General features: G+C 43.3%; 15 protein-coding genes and 1 pseudogene. 6 read left to right on the forward strand and 10 right to left on the reverse strand.

The features are described 5' to 3' along the window. Positions 1–6: 6 nt before the first annotated feature. The 5 genes from ACXAF2_RS09600 (at position 7) to ACXAF2_RS09620 (ending at position 4,863) form a co-directional block, all read left to right on the forward strand. Positions 7–795: an ABC transporter ATP-binding protein gene (locus tag ACXAF2_RS09600; protein WP_475138344.1), complete on the forward strand. Its 789-nt coding sequence runs from the start codon at positions 7–9 to the stop codon at positions 793–795. After that, on the forward strand, positions 779–1,534 hold the full coding sequence (locus ACXAF2_RS09605) for an ABC transporter permease (RefSeq protein ID WP_149156444.1): 756 nt from the start codon (positions 779–781) through the stop codon (positions 1,532–1,534). The genes ACXAF2_RS09600 and ACXAF2_RS09605 overlap by 17 nt, the downstream gene beginning before the upstream one ends. Positions 1,535–1,600: 66 nt before the next feature. Beyond that, positions 1,601–2,596, forward strand: coding sequence for an aliphatic sulfonate ABC transporter substrate-binding protein (locus ACXAF2_RS09610; protein ID WP_475138345.1), 996 nt, complete (start codon positions 1,601–1,603; stop codon positions 2,594–2,596). Positions 2,597–2,661: 65 nt separating this feature from the next. Continuing rightward, on the forward strand, positions 2,662–3,252 hold the full coding sequence (locus ACXAF2_RS09615) for an SCO family protein (RefSeq protein WP_475138346.1): 591 nt from the start codon (positions 2,662–2,664) through the stop codon (positions 3,250–3,252). 378 nt (positions 3,253–3,630) lie between these two features. Beyond that, on the forward strand, positions 3,631–4,863 hold the full coding sequence (locus ACXAF2_RS09620) for a helix-turn-helix domain-containing protein (RefSeq protein ID WP_475138347.1): 1,233 nt from the start codon (positions 3,631–3,633) through the stop codon (positions 4,861–4,863). A gap of 124 nt (positions 4,864–4,987) precedes the next feature. Here ACXAF2_RS09620 and ACXAF2_RS09625 read toward each other — a convergent pair whose 3' ends face one another. The 3 genes from ACXAF2_RS09625 to ACXAF2_RS09635 all read right to left on the reverse strand — a co-directional run bounded on the left by ACXAF2_RS09625 (position 4,988) and on the right by ACXAF2_RS09635 (position 6,888). Beyond that, positions 4,988–5,590 carry a TasA family protein gene (locus tag ACXAF2_RS09625; RefSeq protein WP_475138348.1) on the reverse strand — a complete coding sequence of 201 codons (603 nt, stop codon included), beginning with the start codon at positions 5,588–5,590 and terminating at the stop codon, positions 4,988–4,990. Positions 5,591–5,659: 69 nt separating this feature from the next. After that, entirely contained in the window at positions 5,660–6,205 is a 546-nt protein-coding gene (sipW, locus tag ACXAF2_RS09630; protein WP_475138349.1) for a signal peptidase I SipW, read from the reverse strand. Next, positions 6,202–6,888 (reverse strand): hypothetical protein, encoded by a 687-nt coding sequence (locus ACXAF2_RS09635; protein WP_475138350.1) that lies wholly within the window; start codon positions 6,886–6,888, stop codon positions 6,202–6,204. The genes sipW and ACXAF2_RS09635 overlap by 4 nt, the downstream gene beginning before the upstream one ends. Positions 6,889–7,133: 245 nt before the next feature. Between ACXAF2_RS09635 and ACXAF2_RS09640 the strand changes: the two are divergent. After that, a pseudogene (locus ACXAF2_RS09640) lies at positions 7,134–8,899 on the forward strand (M4 family metallopeptidase). A 104-nt stretch (positions 8,900–9,003) separates the two neighbouring features. On the opposite strand, the gene ACXAF2_RS09645 reads toward ACXAF2_RS09640, so the two are convergent. The 7 genes from ACXAF2_RS09645 to ACXAF2_RS09675 form a co-directional block, all read right to left on the reverse strand. Further along, entirely contained in the window at positions 9,004–10,107 is a 1,104-nt protein-coding gene (locus tag ACXAF2_RS09645) for a histidine kinase N-terminal domain-containing protein (protein WP_475138351.1), read from the reverse strand. Positions 10,108–10,308: 201 nt separating this feature from the next. Continuing rightward, a complete protein-coding gene (locus ACXAF2_RS09650) occupies positions 10,309–11,775 on the reverse strand; it encodes a cell wall-binding repeat-containing protein (RefSeq protein WP_475138352.1) in 1,467 nt (488 codons plus the stop codon). Positions 11,776–12,645: 870 nt separating this feature from the next. Next, a complete protein-coding gene (locus ACXAF2_RS09655) occupies positions 12,646–14,412 on the reverse strand; it encodes a laminin G domain-containing metallophosphoesterase family protein (RefSeq protein ID WP_475138353.1) in 1,767 nt (588 codons plus the stop codon). Positions 14,413–14,543: 131 nt separating this feature from the next. Next, the gene (locus ACXAF2_RS09660; protein WP_475138354.1) at positions 14,544–15,572 is read right to left on the reverse strand and encodes a MupG family TIM beta-alpha barrel fold protein; all 1,029 of its coding nucleotides are present in this window, start codon (positions 15,570–15,572) and stop codon (positions 14,544–14,546) included. Then, positions 15,569–16,927: a PTS transporter subunit EIIC gene (locus ACXAF2_RS09665; protein ID WP_475138355.1), complete on the reverse strand. Its 1,359-nt coding sequence runs from the start codon at positions 16,925–16,927 to the stop codon at positions 15,569–15,571. Before ACXAF2_RS09665 ends, ACXAF2_RS09660 begins: the two co-directional genes overlap by 4 nt. A 91-nt stretch (positions 16,928–17,018) precedes the next feature. Further along, on the reverse strand, positions 17,019–17,918 hold the full coding sequence (gene murQ / locus ACXAF2_RS09670) for an N-acetylmuramic acid 6-phosphate etherase (RefSeq protein WP_475138356.1): 900 nt from the start codon (positions 17,916–17,918) through the stop codon (positions 17,019–17,021). A gap of 259 nt (positions 17,919–18,177) precedes the next feature. Further along, positions 18,178–18,738: a competence protein ComK gene (locus ACXAF2_RS09675; protein ID WP_475138357.1), complete on the reverse strand. Its 561-nt coding sequence runs from the start codon at positions 18,736–18,738 to the stop codon at positions 18,178–18,180. Positions 18,739–18,749: the final 11 nt, after the last annotated feature.

Genomic DNA, 18,749 nt, shown 5'->3' on the forward strand with positions numbered 1-18,749 from the left:
GATGACATGTTTATACAGATCAACCATCTCCATAAGCAATACCTCGATAAGTCAGGAAAACCAACCGATGTACTGAAGGATATTAATCTCGGGATAGATAAGGGTGAGTTTGTTTCAATCCTGGGACCTTCAGGATGCGGTAAATCCACTCTCCTCTCCATCGTGGCAGGACTGACCGCCTTGAGTTCTGGAGAGATTCTTGTAGATGGAAATCCGATCAAGAAACCCGGAAAAGACCGGGGGATGGTATTCCAGCAAGCGGCACTTTTTCCATGGCTGAATGTGCGTGACAATGTAACGTTCCCTCTGAAAAAAGAGATGTCTAAGAAAGAGGCAAGACAACAAGCCGCAAAATACTTACATATGGTCCAGCTGGGAAACTATCAGGATCATTACCCTCATGAGCTTTCAGGTGGAATGCAGCAGCGGGTGGCCATTGCACGTGCTCTCTCCATGAACCCGGAAATCCTTCTCATGGATGAACCATTCGGTGCGCTGGATGAACAGACCCGCTCCCGCCTTCACCACCAGCTTGAAACGATCTGGATGGAAACAAAGAAAACTGTCCTGTTCGTCACTCACAGTATCTCGGAATCTATTAAGCTTTCAAACCGGATCATCGTCATGGGTACCCGCCCCGGCACGATTTTGGCAGATATCAAAGTGGATCTCCCCCGTCCCCGGGATGCTCATAAAGAAGAAATGGTGAAAATCGAAGAACATATCATGACCTATTTAAAGAAGGAAATCGACAAAGTGATAAGTGAGGAATTGGCCTATGAACACAGCTCTTAAACGAATCATCTTCTTTGCCCTCATTATAGGCCTCTGGGAATCGGGATCACGATTCGGGTTATGGACAGAAGTTGTCCTCCCCTCTCCTACTTCCGTTTTCCAGGCCCTATTTACAGGGATTGCCGATCAAACCTTGATCATTGACCTTATTGCAAGCTTCAAACGTTTATTCATCGGATTGGGGATTTCCCTCGTTATCGGAACCAGCATCGGCGTTCTTCTCGCCAAATCAAAAACGGCCGACGATACGCTGGGATCATTACTGCTGGCCTTTCAGAGTGTACCGAGTATCGTATGGCTTCCACTGGCCATCATGTGGTTCGGCCTCAATGAAAAAGCCGTCATTTTCGTCGTCATTCTCGGTGGAACATTCGTCATGGCCCTCAACATTCGAATGGGTATAAAAAACGTCTCCCCACTCTTTTTAAAAGCAGCACAAACGATGGGATCGAGAGGTTTGGACTTATTCATTCGAGTCATCTTCCCTGCATCGATCCCTTATGTGGTCACCGGTTCACGTCTTGCATGGGCCTTCGCCTGGAGAGCACTGATGGCCGGGGAACTTTTAAGCACCGGTCCCGGACTCGGCTACACTCTCAGATACGCATCAGACTTCGGTGACATGAGCCTGGTCATTGCCGTCATGATCATCATTGGAGTCATCGGGGCGATCGTGGATCAGCTGATCTTCCAGCGCATTGAAAAATCAGTGATTAAGCGTTGGGGATTGGAGTCTTAACCATAGACGAAAAAATTGTGGCAGGTGATGATCACTGCCTCATTAATAAAAACAGGAGGTTACAAAATGAAAAAAGCATTTTTACTCATAACGATTTTCTTTACATTCCTTGGTGTTTTGGCAGGCTGCGGTACTGAAAAAAGCTCAGGCGGAGACGTAAGCGAGAAGGTCGTCATCGGTTACTTCCCTAATATTAACCACGTTCCCGCTATGGTTGCGAAGGACAAAGGATTTTATAAGGAGCAGTTGGGTGACGGTACAAAGATTGAATACAAAACCTTCCCGGATGGCTCATCGTTTATGACCGCATTGAAAACAGGTGAAATTGATGCCGGACTTGTCGGACCTGGTCCAGCCATGAACAACTACATGACAGGGGCTGACGTGAAAATCATCGGTGGGGGATCCACTGGTGGAACCGTGGTTCTAGCAAGTAAGGAAAGCGGCGTGAAAACCGTGGACGATTTTGCAGGTAAATCCTTCATCACCCCCGCCGTCGGTTGTACGCATGATGTACAGGTCGAAACATTCTTGAAAGAACATGGAATTGAATCTCAACGTATCGGCGGGACCATGAAACACGTAACAGGAAACCCGGCACAATATGCCAACATGCTGAAATCAGGGAAAGTCGATATAGCCGTAGCGCCGGAACCTTGGGCAGCTGTGATTCAACAGGAAACGGGCGCCAACATCATCATCGATTATGACGAAATTTCATTCGGTGAAACACTTCCTGCTTCCGTACTTGTAGCTTCTGGAATATCCGTGAAAGAAAACCCGGACACCATTCAAAAAATCGTGGACGCTCATAAAGAAGCAACTTCTTTCATCGCTGAAAATCCGGAAGAAGCAAAAGAAATCACGATTAAAGACGTAAAAGACGTAACCGGCCAGGAACTCAGTAAAGAAGTCGTCGATCAGGCATGGGAACGAATCGGTTTCACTTACAAAGTGGACTCCGATGCCGTTCAAGCATTTGCCGACTCATCCTATGAACTGAAGTTCCTGAAAGAAAAACCGGAATTCACAGATTTAATTGACAAACAATTCATAGACTAACCTGACAAGGTCCGTCCCTCTTCTCATGTGAGGGACGGACCTCTGTTTCAAAAGGAGGAAGTTGAGTGGGATTTAAATGTATAATTGCTATGGTTGTCTTATCTCTATTCTTCTTGGCAGGGTGCCAGGGTGAAAATGTTGAGGAGTCTTTTCCTATGAAAGTAGAGGTCGGTGATTTGGCTGCTGTGGATCAGAATGGGGAGACTACATCTTTAGGGGACCTGAATGAGGGAAAGATTGTGATTGCTGATTTCATCTTTACAAATTGTGATACCGTTTGTCTTCCGATGACGGCGAATATGTCGAAGCTTCAAAAGAAGATAGCGGAAGCGGGATTGGATGGGGGAGTCCAGCTGGTATCGATTAGTGTGGACCCCGAACATGATACTCCTGAAGTGTTGAAAGAATATAGTGAACGATATGAAATGGATGAAGGGAATTGGAGCTTCTTGACGGGATACTCTCGTGACGAGATTGAATCCTTCGCCAATGTCTCCTTTAAAACTCCTGCTGCTAAAGTGGAAGGTTCTGATCAGTTTGTTCATGGAACTTCTTTTTATTTAGTGAGTGAAAATGGGGTTTTGCTGAAGCAGTATGAAGGGGTGTCCAATCCTCCTTATGAAGAGATGATTGATGATATTGAGAAGTTGAAGTGACCTTTTCGAGTGATGTCGAGGAGGTTTTTTAAGTGGGAACCACTAATTCTCGGAGAAAACTGTTTGAATTAGAAGGTTAATTTCACATATCTCTAATAATAAATCCACTTTCACCGTAGATTAATCCTCATTTGGTTTTTTCAATCCTGATTTCAAGTAATTAATTGGGAATTGGGAATAATCGATCCGATTTTCAAATGATTAATCCTTCTTGTCGATTAATCTTTATTATTCACGCTCCCCCCCCCCAACCCAAATTCTACCAAAAACCGTGCCATACCACTCATTTAATTTTCACCACTACACCCAAAGCAGGAAAACCCCCTCCCCCTACCAAATACTAGTCATAAAGGGATTTTTTAAAAGGAGGGGTTCACCATGCACACAGGGGAAATCATTCGATTTTATAGGGAGAAAGCAGGTCTCACCCAGTCTCAATTGGGGGAAGGGATATGCACTACGACGCATGTCAGTAAGATCGAGAGGGGTAAAACGGCTTATTCCGACGATATTATTTCACTGTTTTCAGAACGCCTGGGGATCGACATTCATCATGAGATTACCTCTTTTCACCAAGTCGAAAAGCAGCTTCAGCTCTGGCATAATAGTATCATCATGAGGAGGATGAATCTCGTGGAACAAATGAAATCCGAACTTGAAAAGTCTCCGTTTCTCGAGTCCTCGAAATATGGAGTCTATTATCACTTACTTAGGGCGAGGTACTATATTCTACATAATAAAGATGACCTTTCTTCGAACATTCTGGATTCCATCCAAAGGGGTTCAAGCCCTCACTCAGCCTATGAGACCAACCTGTTCCTTCACGTTCGAGGACTGATCTATATAAGAGACAACACGGATGAAAACCAGCAAAAAGCGGTGCAAGTCTTAAAGAAGATAGATATGGATACATATAAGAATGAAGAGTGCTATTATCATATATCGATTGCTTATCACTGTATTGGAAATAAAGTGATGTCCTACTTTTATGCCGGTAAAGCCCTCAGTTTTTTTAAAAAGACGAATAATTACACCGGTGCGATAAAGGCTGAGACCTTAATGCTCCTTCAGCTCAGCAGTGAAGTGTATCTCGAATTTGAAGATCTGGTGGAAAGGTATCAGAACCTGATTCAGGACAGTGATTCACTTGGGTATCTAGATCAAAAAGGGACTCTCTTAAATAACTTAGGGTATGAGTATTACAATCGGGAAGAATATGCCCTTGCCAAAAAATGCTTTAAAGAAGCGTTGGATCTGGCTGAAAAAGGGTCTATGCCTTATTTGCGGCGATTATGTAATTATACGGATGCCTGCATTGAAGGAAATCTTGTACATTCAAAATTGATAAAGAAACACATCCAACACGGTTTATCAGAAAGCAAAAGCGCAAACAGTACTCTATTCATTATCTTATTTGACCTTTTTTCTCTCCGTATGGACAATAAGAACGATGACTACTTTTATTATCTCGAAAACAAAGCACTCCCCTATTTTTTTGAAACGAAGAATGTGTTGTTGATTGAAAGGTTCGGAAAGGTGCTCTATGAATATTATGTAGAATCCGAGGAGTTTAAAAAAGCGGTTCAATTATCGAGTCGATTAATGAGATAATTGGTGACCATTGCGGTGATTGGCACAGTTGTCATAACAAGTGTACCAGGTACAATATGCTGGATTTTCACCTGGTACAGACACTAAAAAAACCCCTGGAATCCCTTCCAGGGGTTTAGATTACTTATTCATGAAGAGTCCCTTCACCTTGCTCCGCATTGAACGTCCAATTCACTTGCAGGGCGTCTCCCTGGAATTCATTTTGGTCTTCTCCGTTATCCACGAATTCGAACAGGACCATGATTTTCTCTTTGCCACCCGCGGGAATACCATCAGGAACGACTTCACTGCCTACGAATGTATTCATGGCCGTAAGATCCGGTGTTTGATCTTTCAATTCATATAGGGAGGTTTCCACTACCGGTGAATACGCGCTTCCCTGATTGTACATGATGGTGACTTTGATATGCTTGGCCATGTCATCTGCGTTTGCAGCTTCATTCAACATTACATCGTCAACTGTATAGCTCGTCCCTAGTAGCACTTTGTAGATATCCAATGTTCCATTATTTTCTAATGTGAATTCACGCTGGATTTCATCACCAGGCTTGATGTTTTCCACATTGACGACGACTTCCGGGTTCACGGCCAGATCCAATGTACCCGCTGCGAACGTATTCTGATTCTCAACTGTATCGCTAAAATATGCGTATGTACCTCCACCCATTAATGAAAATCCTAAAGCTGCCGTCAATACTCCCTTGCTTACCTTCTTTGCAAAACTCATGTTTTTCTTCCTCCCTTTGCGTTGTCTATTTATTAATCTACTATTTGCCTCTGTCAACAAATAATAGGATCAACCGGTGGTCTTCATTTCTACTTCCTTGAATGTCATAAAAATGGATCTTGCCGCTGATAAAACCAGCAGTAACCCCGGGATAAAAAGCAAAAGGGCAGATCCGATTTTGGATGAAGCATAGTTTACCAGGTAGCCTATATATGGAATGGTAAAATCCTTGTAGCTTCCTACGATGTTTTGAGATAGCACATAATCCCGATCCGGGGCGTCATTGTTGTCCCCTTTTGTGATATACAGGGTTTGCCCGTTACTCTTTTTCGTATCGATGATTCTATGGGTGATTAACTTATCCTCGGATTGAAAGGTGATGATCTGATTTTTTTTATAGGCAGCATTGTTCTTGGCTTTCTCAATTACAATGATGGATCCTGTCTGAAAGGTTGGCTCCATGGAACCTGATAGAACGACTTTAAATTGATGGTTTAAGATGGTAGGCTCACCGCCTGATGCTTTTGATGATAGAACGATGAAAGCAAGTAAACAGAATACGAAGAATGATATGCCGACCATTATTTTTCTGAGTATTAAGAATACTCCCTTCATAGTGACCCGCCTCCTGGTTCATGGTTGTTTTCGATAGTAGTTTCAGAGTTTTTAATAGTTGATTCTATTCCTTCTTCGGTTGTTTCAGTCTTAGGTTCGGATTCAGTTTCAATGACTACCGGCTCAGACTCTTCTTCACCAGTAAAATCCTGATCAACTTCGGCTTCGGGTTTAGGAGGCTCAACTTCCTCTTCCTCAACTTGCTTAGGATGCTCTTGTTGAGATTCATCTTTCAAACCCTCTATATACGATTGTAGATGGGACAATCTTTCTGAAGAGTCCAATTCTACTATCAGCTTGTCCACCCGACCAAACCCTTTTATGACATAATTGAACTCTTCCGGGTCCTTTAAAGCTTGTTGATAATAACCCTCTAACTCCCTATAGAGCCATTGTAACTCTTGATCAAGAGAGACCAATGTTTCTGTTAAAAGAAGGATCTCTTCCAGGTTCAACTTCTGATATCCCCTATAAAGTTTCTCGATCTCACTGACATGGTATCTTGCATTTCTCTCGAGCTGCTTAATGGTTGATGGAAACACAAATGCCGCAGAAAACGTCATGGTTTCAGGTGACTTCTGACTCGAAAAGGAAGCTTCCGTTTCTCCCAATAAGTGAACAGTTAGTGAGAGATTTAAGATCAATAGACTTGGAATAACTAGTTTACTGAAACGTCCTTTCATTTCCACGACGCCTCCTTGACTGCTTCATTGGTACTAATCGTATAAGAGCCTGCGAGGATTGTAAATCGGGTCATTTTCTTGTCGAATCGGGGTCGTTTTTTCAGTAAGAATGTCAGATTCCATCTAAGAACCCCTCTATAGAGCCAATCCCATTAACCCAATTGACCAAGGTTTGATTATTCTGAATAATTGGAGATGTTCTACATTACTTTTTTGGAGAGGTGATTGGTTTGAAACAAAAGAAGATGAAGAAGAGAGCACTGCCAGTATTGATTGCAGCTTCCATTGCATTTGGAAGTCTTGCAGCACCAGGCTACAACGTGCTGGCGAATGATCAAGTGAAGAGCAGTCCTTCCTACATAGTAGAGGCGTGGGATGCCCCTGAAGGATTATCGAAAGAAGATGTGTTGTATCAATTCCTACAAGCGAAGGTCGTCAATCCACAAGCAAAAACCATCGTATCCCTTGATGCGGTGAAGGATCAATTCAAGATCATCCAACAAGAAGCCGACAAACAAACAGGTTCCTATCATTTTAGAACAGTCGAGCAGTTGGGAGGGGTTCCTGTATATGGTTCAGAACAAACAATCGCACTGGATACAAACAATGATGTGAAAGCGTTCTTCGGTAAAATTTCTAAAAATCTATCAAAGTCGGCAGTTCCGACAGAAGCAGCCATCTCTAAAGAAGAAGCAATGGCCACAGTGAAGGCAAGCATAGATGGGGAGATCGGCAAAGTCGATGCCTATGATGGAATCGAGTCGGAATTGATCATCTATCCCCATGAAGGAAAATATGTTCTATCTTATTTAGTAAAAGCATCTACATCTGTACCGGCTCCTGGCTATTTCCACTACTTTGTGGATGCGACCACCGGCGAAGTCATCAATCATTTCAATAAAATTCAAGAAGCAACAAAAGACTTTAAAGCGAGCCCAACAGCTACAACAACAAGTTCTGTTAAAGCTACAACGAAAGCACTTCCTCCTGTCGCAGAACCGGCTCAAGCGAGAGGGATGGACATCTTTGGAAACCTTCATACGTTCAATGCTGTAAAGGATCTGTCGAATGGATCCCATTATCTATTCGACGGCACTCGCGCCAATGGTGTTCATACCTTTAAAGCGAATCAGATGCCACCAAACCAACTACCTTCATTCTCCTTTCCGGGTTATTTGGTCTAACAGGGTTTGAAGTAACAAGTCCAAGAAACTTCTTCTATGATCCGGCTGCCGTTTCTGCCCATGTGAATGCTGGGAAAGTATATGATTACTACAAGACTAAATTTCAGCGCAATTCACTGGATAACAATGGGATGAAGCTTGTATCCACGGTTCATATCGGAGAAAAATGGAGCAATGCTGCCTGGAATGGGAAGCAAATGCTGTACGGTGATGGTGACGGTGAGCGCATGATCTCCCTTTCAGGCGGACTGGATGTCATCGGACATGAAATGACTCACGGTGTCATCGATAAAACAGCCGACCTCATCTATGAAAATGAATCCGGTGCGATCAACGAATCAATTGCAGATATTCTGGGTGCATTCGTTGAAAACAAAACTGGCGACGACCTGTGGCTGCTTGGAGAAGATATTTGGACGCCGAACACACCAGGTGACGGTCTTCGTGACATGAAGGATCCCGCGTCTGTATACATCGGTGGATACACAGAGTCAGGCTACTATCCTGATCACTATGACGATCGCTATTTAGGGGAACTGGATATGGGTGGCGTTCATATCAACAGCTCCATCAACAATAAAGCGGCTTACCTGTTAACCGATGGTGGAACACACCACGGTGTGACGGTAACAGGAGTTGGCAAAGCGAAGGCAGAGAAAATCTACTACCGCGCATTGACTCTTTATTTGACAGCTTCATCAGGCTTCAGTGAAATGAGACAAGCCGCTGTGCAGGCTGCGAGAGATCTGTATCCTGACCGAAATGGTGAGTCTTCAGCAGAGGTTAAGGCTGTGGAAGCGGCTTATGATGCGGTGGGTGTGGGGTAAGTAAAGAAAGGAATGTGGAGCTGATCTGGCGGACTTTGTTCTGCCAGGTCTTTTTTTTGACTCTAAATAGAAACAAGTCTATATAAAACAAAAACGGTGCACGATTATATAACTACATTAAATTCCACAGGTATCCCGATCGTAAACGTCGTCCACTCATCGTTCGACTGACAGCGGATTTCCCCGTCATGCTTTTCAATCAGCTTTTTACAAATATAAAGACCGATTCCCGTTCCGAGGTCTTTAGTCGTGTAAAAAGGTTCAAAAATGGCTTCAATGGTCTCCTCTTTAATCCGCGGGCCATTATTGGAGATTTGAAGTTTTGTCTTACCTGCTTCCACTTCGCATGAAATCGTGATTTGACGTTGTCCCTCCACTTCCTGAAGAGCGTCGATGGAGTTCATGATGAGGTTAAGAAAAACCTGTCTAAGCTCATCCCTGTTCCCCAACACCTTTATGGCTGCATCGCATTGAAAGTCGATGGATACATCACCATCCAGTAGGCTCGGATACAGAAATTCAATGGTCTCTTCCAGATGATCTGTCAGGATGATCTCTTCCCTTGTACTCTCAATCAAATCCTTTCTCGATACATGGAGGAATTGGGAGATCCGGTAATTCAATTGCCCCAGCTCATGCTGCATAATATCGAGATACGGTAGGTCGGGATAGCCGTTCTGCAAAAGCTTAGTAAACCCAATAATAGAAGTGAGCGGGTTTCTGAATTCATGGACGAAGCTTGAGCTCATCTGGCCCAGGATCGTCAACCGTTCTTTATGGGTTTGATCGATATACAACTCCTTTTCCTGGAGCTGTTGTTCTTTAATTTCCGTATATTTTCTAACGGCCAAGTAGGAGAAGCGGTCGAAAAGCGCGTTGATTTCTTCAATGATGGGCTGCAAGTCCCGAAGTTCAATTCCGGAATTACTCACCCACTTGATAATGATACTTTTCCCGACATTCACGTTATAAACAAACTCACTTATATTCACATTCGCATTCACCCGCTCCAAGGCGGTCTTATAGGCGAGATAGGTGATTTCCTCTTCACTGAGGGGTGTTTCGATCGCACGTTTCACTAGTTGAAACATTTTTACCCCATTGTTCAACACTTCTTCTTTGTATAGATCATTATCAGAAATGACGATACTCTTACGCCAATTTTGTAAAAATTCGTCCGAATGATTTTCAAGAAATTCTATTAGCATGGTAGAAGCCCTAGTCATCAAATGGCAGTCCCTTCATTCCGGTTATTGTCGAAATATTCGTTGATATTACTATAACAGAAAAAGAGGGACAGCATGATAGTCTTTTGGTATTTTATGCAGTTGAAGAATTCCGAAAGGGTTCAAAGATAAAATAAGACCAATGACCACCTAAGGAGTGATCATTGGTCTTTCTGATAAAACCTACAAACCACCTAGCTCCTCTACCACTTTTTCAGAAACGGCTCCTTCCCCTCCAAGTACAGTGTAGTACCACGTTCCATTATCTAAAATATATTTTCGTACATGGTCGGGAACCTTATTTTTTTCTACAAGGATGATAGGTTCGTAGTATTTAGCGGCAAGTACAGATCCTGTCAGTGCATCGGCAAAGTTCTGACCAGTCGCAACCGTGATGATGTCTCCTGGCATTTCAAGCTTTGTCGCGATGTTGACCGATGTTTCAAAACGATTGACGCCAGCAATCCGTACAGGATTCGTTTCAGCGAGTTGTTTTTGGACCTTATCGGAAATGGCTGATTTTCCTCCGACAATAATCGTGTCAGTCACAGACTTCAGAGCTTCCTTCGTTTCATTCGCTAATTCATCAGTAGGACTTAACAGTATCGGTATTCCATTGGAAGCAGCATAAGGCGCGATGGATAAGGCATCCGGGAAATTGCCACCGTATGCAATGACTGCCTGATTGTAATACCCTAATTCTTTTGCAATGTTTGCCGCAGTCTCATATCTTGTTTCCCCCCCGATTCGACGAACATCCAAACCGGTATTCTTCAAGTCCTTTGCAACTTTGGCTGATATTGCACCCTCTCCACCTAGGATAACAACCTCCTTAGCTCCTAATTCATTTATACGTTCTTTCACCTTGCCATTTAAACTGTCCTTTGGATTCAATAGGATCGGAGCATCTTTTTGATAAGCGAATGGGGCGCCTGCCAAAGCGTCAGGGAATGTGGTGTCTCTAGCTAACACAACCGTCTCGGCCCCGTCAGGCCAACCAACCTTTGAGATTTCAATGGCGGTTTCGTGCCGGTCTTTTCCAGAAATCCGATACACATTATCCACGGTTTCTTCCCCAGTGAATGCGGTTAGCCCATACACTCCGTCCCCGCCGAACATATTCAGATCAGTGGCTGCAAGATAATAGGATCCCGGGGGGAGAGAGTAGTAAATCAGGAGTTTATCACTTCCATCTTCCAGTATTTCATCTGGATAAATCGGGTCTCCTTCAGGGGTAAAAAGTAGATACCCAAGATTATTGAGCGTCGTCCATGTCGTTCCGTAAATATACGTATCTTTCGTTTCATCGATATCTAATCTGTAAAAATCTAAATCTTCAGCCCACCAAAAGGTGCCAAGTACGATGTCGTCTAGGCGGATATAATCAGCCTGGTAAGGGTAGTCATTGGGTTCTTGTTCATACACCTCACCCATTAATTTCATTTCATCTGAGTCCTTTAATCCTTTCATCTTTTCTTTCAGTCTAGTGAAGGTTGAGTCATCAAGTGTCGTTGAAGATTGTTCCTTTGAGAGAGAGTGAATTTCTTCCTTAATGGTCGGGTAATCAAACGGTCCCGCAGCAAGCGAAGGTGAAACACTAAAACAGAAGATCAATAGAAATACAAATAAACTGGTACTGATTTTCTTCATGATTCCATCCCCTTCGAATTAAATTATATGTAGTGCCAAACAAGATGTTGGTTTACAAACTTATATTATTTGGGAAAGGTGAATTCTAGACGTGAAAATTTGGTTCTATTAACTTCTTAAAATGGTTTATTGGAGAATGGAATATTTAAAATACGAGATTTGGTATAAATAGTGAGGTTAGTGAATGAAAAACAGTTAGGTAAGGTTGACTGTATAATGTACGGTTGGAAATATCTCAAGTATCAACTAACCTAAAGAGTAACAGCACCTAGCATATGTTTTACTAAAGAAACCTGAATAACATACTAGGTCTCTAGAAAATACGCTTTCTTGGTTTCTTAAAAAACTTCAAAAATATCCGATTTTCTTCAGTTCTAAAAATTTTTACCCCTACTAATTTTAATGGTGTCCATATTTCTTTCATATAATATCCAGACATAATCATTCCCCCTACCTTATTTTTTGTTAACAGATATTTCCTATACTTCTATTATAGAATTAATTTCAGAATAGTCTATTAATTAAGAAAGAATACTTATCGACAACTTTTTCATAGAGGACGGAATCATATTCATTATTAAAATGGCCTTTATTTCTGAAGAAGAATTAGCAGGCCTGGAAAACCAGCTATAACAACAAACGGAAAATTAATGAATTGCGTTATTTTCGCGGCGGGAACACTACTAAAATCTCCTACTATTTTGAAGAATAGTTCTTATGAAAACTATATAGTAAAAAAATCCGAACTAATGCGAAACTCTATTTAGAATTTCACTTCATAGTTCGGATTTTTCTTTAACTAAGAATCTATGTTCAGCCTTTTTTTCAGTTAACATTTTACAGTAATGTTATTCATCCCCTTTTTGTAAATCACCGGACAAAATCAAACCGCTCATCAAAATCAAACGGTATCTGAAATTGATCACGCCCCCCCGTCAAATACGCCACATCAAAATACGTTTTCTGCGGCCTCGGCAGTTTATCCACCCATGGGGAATAGGTCTTAAACGAAATCCTTTCGTCTGCTTCATCGAATTCTGCAAACCTCATCCATCCATTGCCCCCGTGATAGCTTGACTGGTAGTCGACAAGCATTTGTAAAACGGGATTACCTGCTGCGTTTAGTTTCACTCTGTGAGTGGAACCGTGGTGATGGCCGTTGACCGTCATAAATACCTGGTTAAAAGGATGGACCAGTTCATCCCAGGCAAGTGTCCCCCTCTCTGTCTCTATGGGAGTGCCCCCCTCAATGTTGAGGATTTGATGAGAAAGAAGGATGGTCGGTGTTTTGGGATGTGCTTTTAGAACCTTTTTTGCCCAAGGAATATCCTCCTTCATATGTTCCATGTCGAGGGATAGGAATAAGTAACGATAGCTTCCCGCTTTGATGATGGAATACGAACTATATCCAGTTGGGGAAGAATCCTTATAATACGATTTGTCCGCAAAACGCCCTGACCCGTAATATTTAAGATAAGGATCTCCTTTGCCATAGTCATGATTGCCGGCAATGGTCACATATGGTGCCTTTCTCTGGTCGAGGATCCCGACGCTTGTAGACGAGTGGACCCATTCCTCCAACGAGTCGCTTTGATCGACCATGTCTCCCAGAAATGCGGTCATTGCGATGTTTAACCTTTCAAATCTCTTTGAAATCCATCTCATTTGTTCTTTGAAAATTTCTGGTTTATAACGCACCGTTTTTTGTGGATCCGGGACAAAAAGAAAGGAATAATTTTTCTTTTTCGTTCGTAAGGATTGATAGTGATTGGACCCATTCTTGACGTGGTCACCCGATTTTTGTTGGATAAGCCAGTCTTTCTGTGGAAGAGATCGGTTGGCGATGCGGATTTCCTGTAAATTCCCTGCAAACAAAGCGTCTGCTTTTTCTGATGCCCCGATATTCCAGCCCTTTCCTTTTGCCAAATCAATCCCGATCATTTCAACAGTGGAGTGACGAAAATCGGCCTCTCCATTTATATAGATACTGGTATTTTTCCCGTCATTGACGACCGCTACATGGTACCAGTCTTCTTCACTATCAAGGGCAAGGGACCATTCTGTCTCGCTGCGTTGAAGATTTAAGGGATGACTTTCCCACTGGACTTGTTTAAAGTCGGATACTGATAAGTTGGAGCGCTCCCCACCCCTTGACAGAATGCCCATTCCACCGTGGTCTTTCGGAGAGAACTGTTTCGGCAGCTTGAATACAACCTCAATGGTATATCCGTTTTTAAAGCGATTATGATTCAACGGGGCATCCTTGCCCATTTGAAAATATTGACCTCCAGCATCACTTTTTTTGTGATTAAATTGTAAGGTCTCCACCTCATCCTTATCTTCGTAATCTTCTTCCGACCAGCGGATGAAAGGGAGTTTTTGATTGGGGTCTTTAAGGGTGATTAACTTGAGATGATTCGCGTTCCCACTTACGTCTTTCATCACCAGATCCTTCCCGGTGATCGTTCCGGATTGAATATGATGCTTTGAGAAGATCCAATGGGCGGCGATGGTTGCAGAAGGACCACTCTCTTCCATGTCCCGTCCGGAAATGACAGGAGGGAACAACACCCAAAGGAGAACCATCAAACCAGCCAGTCCCGTTATGAATAGCATGTGCTTCTTGTTTAATCTCAATGTCGTCCCTCCTTTGAATGGCAGAAGTGTTTTCTATTTAGTATGGACCGTGTCGAATAGAAGATGTATCCTATTGAAACAAAAAAAATCTTCTAATGAACAAATCATTAGAAGATTTTTATACAAGTATTTCACCTACCGAGGTCCGTCCCTCTTATCAACCGGATCTTTTGACCAGGCTCCAGTAATTCCAGGAGATCAAGGTCTTTCTCACGAATTCTGCCGACTATGTTCACAGCAGGGTTTTTCTCCAGATCATTTCGGACTATCTGCATTTCCCCTTTATAGCGTCCGTACAAATTATTGTCCCGGGTGATGGTGCCACGTGGTCTTTCTACGGTATTAGAAGGCGGAACATCGCCATTCGTCCTTGTTTCGAGTAATCGATACACATCTCTTCCCGGGTCGGGTCTGAGGTGATATTCTCCCTCGACTTCACCGCGGCCCTCATAGGAAAGCTCCATTACATTTTCTTGGTCATACTCCGCTAGCTTACGAAGTAATTCCTGTGAACAACCTGGATCGCCTATAAATACACCTTGGACACCGTAGTGCCTCAATTGAAGGGCACTCGTATAAGGGTTTTGATCACGATGATCCTCCAAAGTTGGGAGACCCTTGTATAATGGTCCTCTTTTTTCCCCGTCCCCCGGAATAAAGGCATAAACCGGAATGTCTAAAGCTCCAAACAGTCTTTGCTGCCTCATAAAGTAATCCTGATCCAATCCCGTTTCAGGCTTGGGGTAGAAGTTATGCCAAGCAATCATGTTTCCTGTTTCCAGTCCACTCGATGCCCACTCTAGAAGCTCATCCTCCCCAACCGTACTGGCATTGATGGCTATCTGAAAATGGCGTGATAACTCCACCAGTTCTTCTGTTGAAAATCCATCATCCAGCCGAAGAGCCGTCACACCCAATTCCTTTAACTCTTCCAAACGGTTCAATCCTAAAAAGGAGGGCGTCTTCTTCGATACATCGGCAAACACTTCGAACCCTTCTCTTTTGAAAATGGATAAAAGGTGACTGACATGCTCCTTGCTATACGCCGACTCTTCCGGAATATGAAGGGAGGTGAATGCCAGCTTGATACCTGATGAAGAAGCGCGAAGAATTCTCTCTTCAGCTCCTTCGTCGGATAAATAAACGGAGATTCCGATCATTCGAACTCACTCGCCATTTCGTCTTTAAATCCAACCAGATACGTGATAGCAAACCCTGCTGCATAAGCAATTAAAAGTCCGATGATGTAGTAAAGAATCTCTCCTGCATTCACAAGGAAAATAAGCGGCAATCCTGATACCCCGATCGCAAACGTCGCGACATCAAAGTACGCTTGGAATGCTCCACCGAATCCAGCACCTAAACAAGCCGTCAGGAATGGTCTTCCGAGCGGTAACGTCACACCGAAGATAAGCGGTTCACCAATTCCAAGCATTCCTGCCGGAAGAGCACCGCCAATCGCTCTCTTCAACTTCTTCTTCTTTGTTTTCATGAAGATCGCGAAAGCTGCTCCGACCTGTCCTGCTCCACCCATTGCAAGAATCGGAAGAAGCGGATCGTCCCCGATCGTGTTGATCAGTTCCAGATGAACCGGTGTCAGTCCTTGATGCAATCCTGTTACCACGAGGGGCAGGAAGGTGGCACCGAGGACGAATCCTGCAACTAAACCACCCATTTCAATCAATGAAAGGAGTCCGTTCGTAATTAAATCTGAAATAAATCCACCTACCGGCATGAATAGCGTGTATGTTAATAATCCTGTGACAAGTAATGCAATCGTCGGTGTCACAATAATGTCCACGGCCTGTGGAATAACTTTGCGTACATTTTTCTCCACAAACGCCATGAAAATGGCCGCAATCAATACTCCGATCAGTCCGCCACGGCCGGGAAGCAGATTTTCTCCAAATAACGTCACATCACCAATGGCCGGGTTGATGATCAAAATACCGGCCAACCCGCCTAATGCCGCTGAGCCACCAAATTCTTTCGCCGCATTCATCCCGACCAGGATACCGAGGTAACCAAATAATCCACTACCTATAATCGAAAGCATCATTACTAGCTGTGACTCACCATTTAACCACCCGGCTTGAACGAAGAATTTCGTAAATCCTGTGATCAATCCTGACGCAATCAAAGCAGGAATCAGTGGAATGAAGATGTTTGCCACTCGTCTTAGGAGTAATTTAAATGGAGTACTGTTCTTCTTTTTCAAATCCGCTTTTTGTTCCGCAGCACGAGCTTTCAGGTCAACATCACCTGAGCCTGCTGAAACCAGCTTCCCGAACTCCTCTGTCACTTTGTTAACCTTACCCGGTCCTAAAATGACCTGATACGTTTCATCTTCTACAAATCCTAATACTCCTTCGATCTTCTTGATGTCTGCTTTTTGTACCAGATCTTCGTTATACACTTTCACTCTCAGTCTGGTCATGCAATTTTCATAGCTTGCTATATTATCAGCACCGCCAAAACGCTCTAAAATAACGCCAGCCAATTCTTTATTCGTCATTTTTTAGCTTCCCCTTTCAAATTTGCTTTGTATTCCGTTTCCCTTTTTATTTCTATGAAGGTTTTAGGACAAGTACCCCTATACAAAAAGCCTATTTTTCAATGGCCAATCGCACATATCCATTGGCATCTTTCAATCGGCTCTTCGCTTCTTCATAGCCACAGCCAAGAGTGATCATCACAATGGAAGGTTTCACTTCGTTGTTCGCTTTCTTTAAAGTTGCTGCTGCCGTTTCTCTGTCAGCACCTGTGATACTCTCGATGATTCCGATCGCTCGCTGTTCAAGCTTGTAATTACTGATATTCACATCGACCATCAGGTTCCCATAAGCCTTACCCAGCTTGATCATCGCCGCTGTCGAAATCATATTGAGGACCATTTTCTGTGCAGTTCCGGCTTTTAATCGAGTGGAACCGGTCAAGGCTTCCGGTCCGGCATCTACTTCAATTGCATGCTTTGCTTCAGCAGAAATTTTCGAGCCTGTATTACAAGACAGGGCAACCGTTGTCGCACCCAGTTCCCTTGCATACCTTAAACCACCGATGACATACGGAGTACGTCCGCTCGCTGCTATCCCGACGACCGTGTCCGCCTGCGTCAGCCCGATTTCTTTCAGGTCCGATACGCCTGACTCTTCATCATCCTCTGCTCCCTCGACCGCCTTCACGAATGCTTTCTCCCCGCCGGCAATCAATCCGACGACGACGTCACTGCTCACACTGAAGGTCGGAGGACATTCCACCGCGTCCAGTACACCCAGCCTGCCGCTCGTGCCTGCACCTATATAGATCAATCTCCCACCTTGAGAGATGGATTTCACCACATCATCTACTACTTTTTCAACTTGGGGAATCACCTCTTGAACAACTGAAGCGACCTTTTGATCTTCTTCGTTCATCATGCGGAGAATCTCACCTGTACTCGCTGTATCGATTCCAAGCGTATTCTGATTAACCTTCTCTGTTGATAATTCAAAAAATTGATCTTTCATAAGTTATTCCTCCCAGAAATCTGTATGCGTTTTCATTACTTCTATTATAATCATGATTGAAATTAAATTTCAATTGTATTTTTAATTATATGAAATTTTATTTTAGAATAGACCGAAAATGTTTTTGGTAAAAGAGGAGAAGTTTTCAAAAATGGGGCAAAGGTAAAAGAAAATGACAAATAGGAGTTGGTATATTCACCCTACTCCTGTTTTTTTCATTATTTAATGTTTTTGTTTTTATTACTCCGAGGTCCGTCCCTCAAAAATCGATCTGTGAATCATTTGATATGTCTGTGGAATCAAGGATACCTGGGTGAAAACCCGGAAGATATAGTTCGCTATCGGTTCTTCTTATAGCTCTGCGGGATGGGAAGCTGGCAAAGTGATTCATGGTGGCAGCCGCCCGTTCACGTTGTTTGGTGATCACTTTTTCCGAACAGTTGATTTCCAACTGTTCCCCATTCGTAAACTGGATGTATGTTTTTCCTTCTGAAGTGGAAGTGGACTCGATATGCTGGCAGAATAACCAGATGCAATCATAGTCGGTTGGAGCCATTGTGGGTATCGCATAGATGAATTCCTGCGGGCAGATCATAAGAGGTGTCTTTCGTAAATACTTGGTAGCACGGCGGACGGCTTTGATCCTGCCATCATATGTAGACCGGTGAGCCATACAGGAATCGTCTAAAATCTCCATAACTGACTTTTTACTGAACGTCTTTCTCCCCGAGTAGTCATACATAATTGACCGATGAATCCCATCATAAGCAGGACAAATCGCCACAGTCCTTCGAGTAACCAGCACTTCTAAATCTTTCAATCAAAACACCT

The sequence above is a fragment of the Rossellomorea sp. ABR4_004 genome (assembly GCF_056159585.1).

What these genes read in the sequence shown, in the direction of transcription:
- ACXAF2_RS09600 (WP_475138344.1), top strand. Translation starts at nt 7, where the DNA reads ATGTTTATACAGATCAACCATCTCCATAAGCAATACCTCGATAAGTCA.
- ACXAF2_RS09605 (WP_149156444.1), top strand. Translation starts at nt 779, where the DNA reads ATGAACACAGCTCTTAAACGAATCATCTTCTTTGCCCTCATTATAGGC.
- ACXAF2_RS09610 (WP_475138345.1), top strand. Translation starts at nt 1,601, where the DNA reads ATGAAAAAAGCATTTTTACTCATAACGATTTTCTTTACATTCCTTGGT.
- ACXAF2_RS09620 (WP_475138347.1), top strand. Translation starts at nt 3,631, where the DNA reads ATGCACACAGGGGAAATCATTCGATTTTATAGGGAGAAAGCAGGTCTC.
- ACXAF2_RS09625 (WP_475138348.1), bottom strand. Translation starts at nt 5,590, where the DNA reads ATGAGTTTTGCAAAGAAGGTAAGCAAGGGAGTATTGACGGCAGCTTTA.
- sipW (WP_475138349.1), bottom strand. Translation starts at nt 6,205, where the DNA reads ATGAAGGGAGTATTCTTAATACTCAGAAAAATAATGGTCGGCATATCA.
- ACXAF2_RS09635 (WP_475138350.1), bottom strand. Translation starts at nt 6,888, where the DNA reads ATGAAAGGACGTTTCAGTAAACTAGTTATTCCAAGTCTATTGATCTTA.
- ACXAF2_RS09645 (WP_475138351.1), bottom strand. Translation starts at nt 10,107, where the DNA reads ATGCTAATAGAATTTCTTGAAAATCATTCGGACGAATTTTTACAAAAT.
- ACXAF2_RS09650 (WP_475138352.1), bottom strand. Translation starts at nt 11,775, where the DNA reads ATGAAGAAAATCAGTACCAGTTTATTTGTATTTCTATTGATCTTCTGT.
- ACXAF2_RS09660 (WP_475138354.1), bottom strand. Translation starts at nt 15,572, where the DNA reads ATGATCGGAATCTCCGTTTATTTATCCGACGAAGGAGCTGAAGAGAGA.
- ACXAF2_RS09665 (WP_475138355.1), bottom strand. Translation starts at nt 16,927, where the DNA reads ATGACGAATAAAGAATTGGCTGGCGTTATTTTAGAGCGTTTTGGCGGT.
- murQ (WP_475138356.1), bottom strand. Translation starts at nt 17,918, where the DNA reads ATGAAAGATCAATTTTTTGAATTATCAACAGAGAAGGTTAATCAGAAT.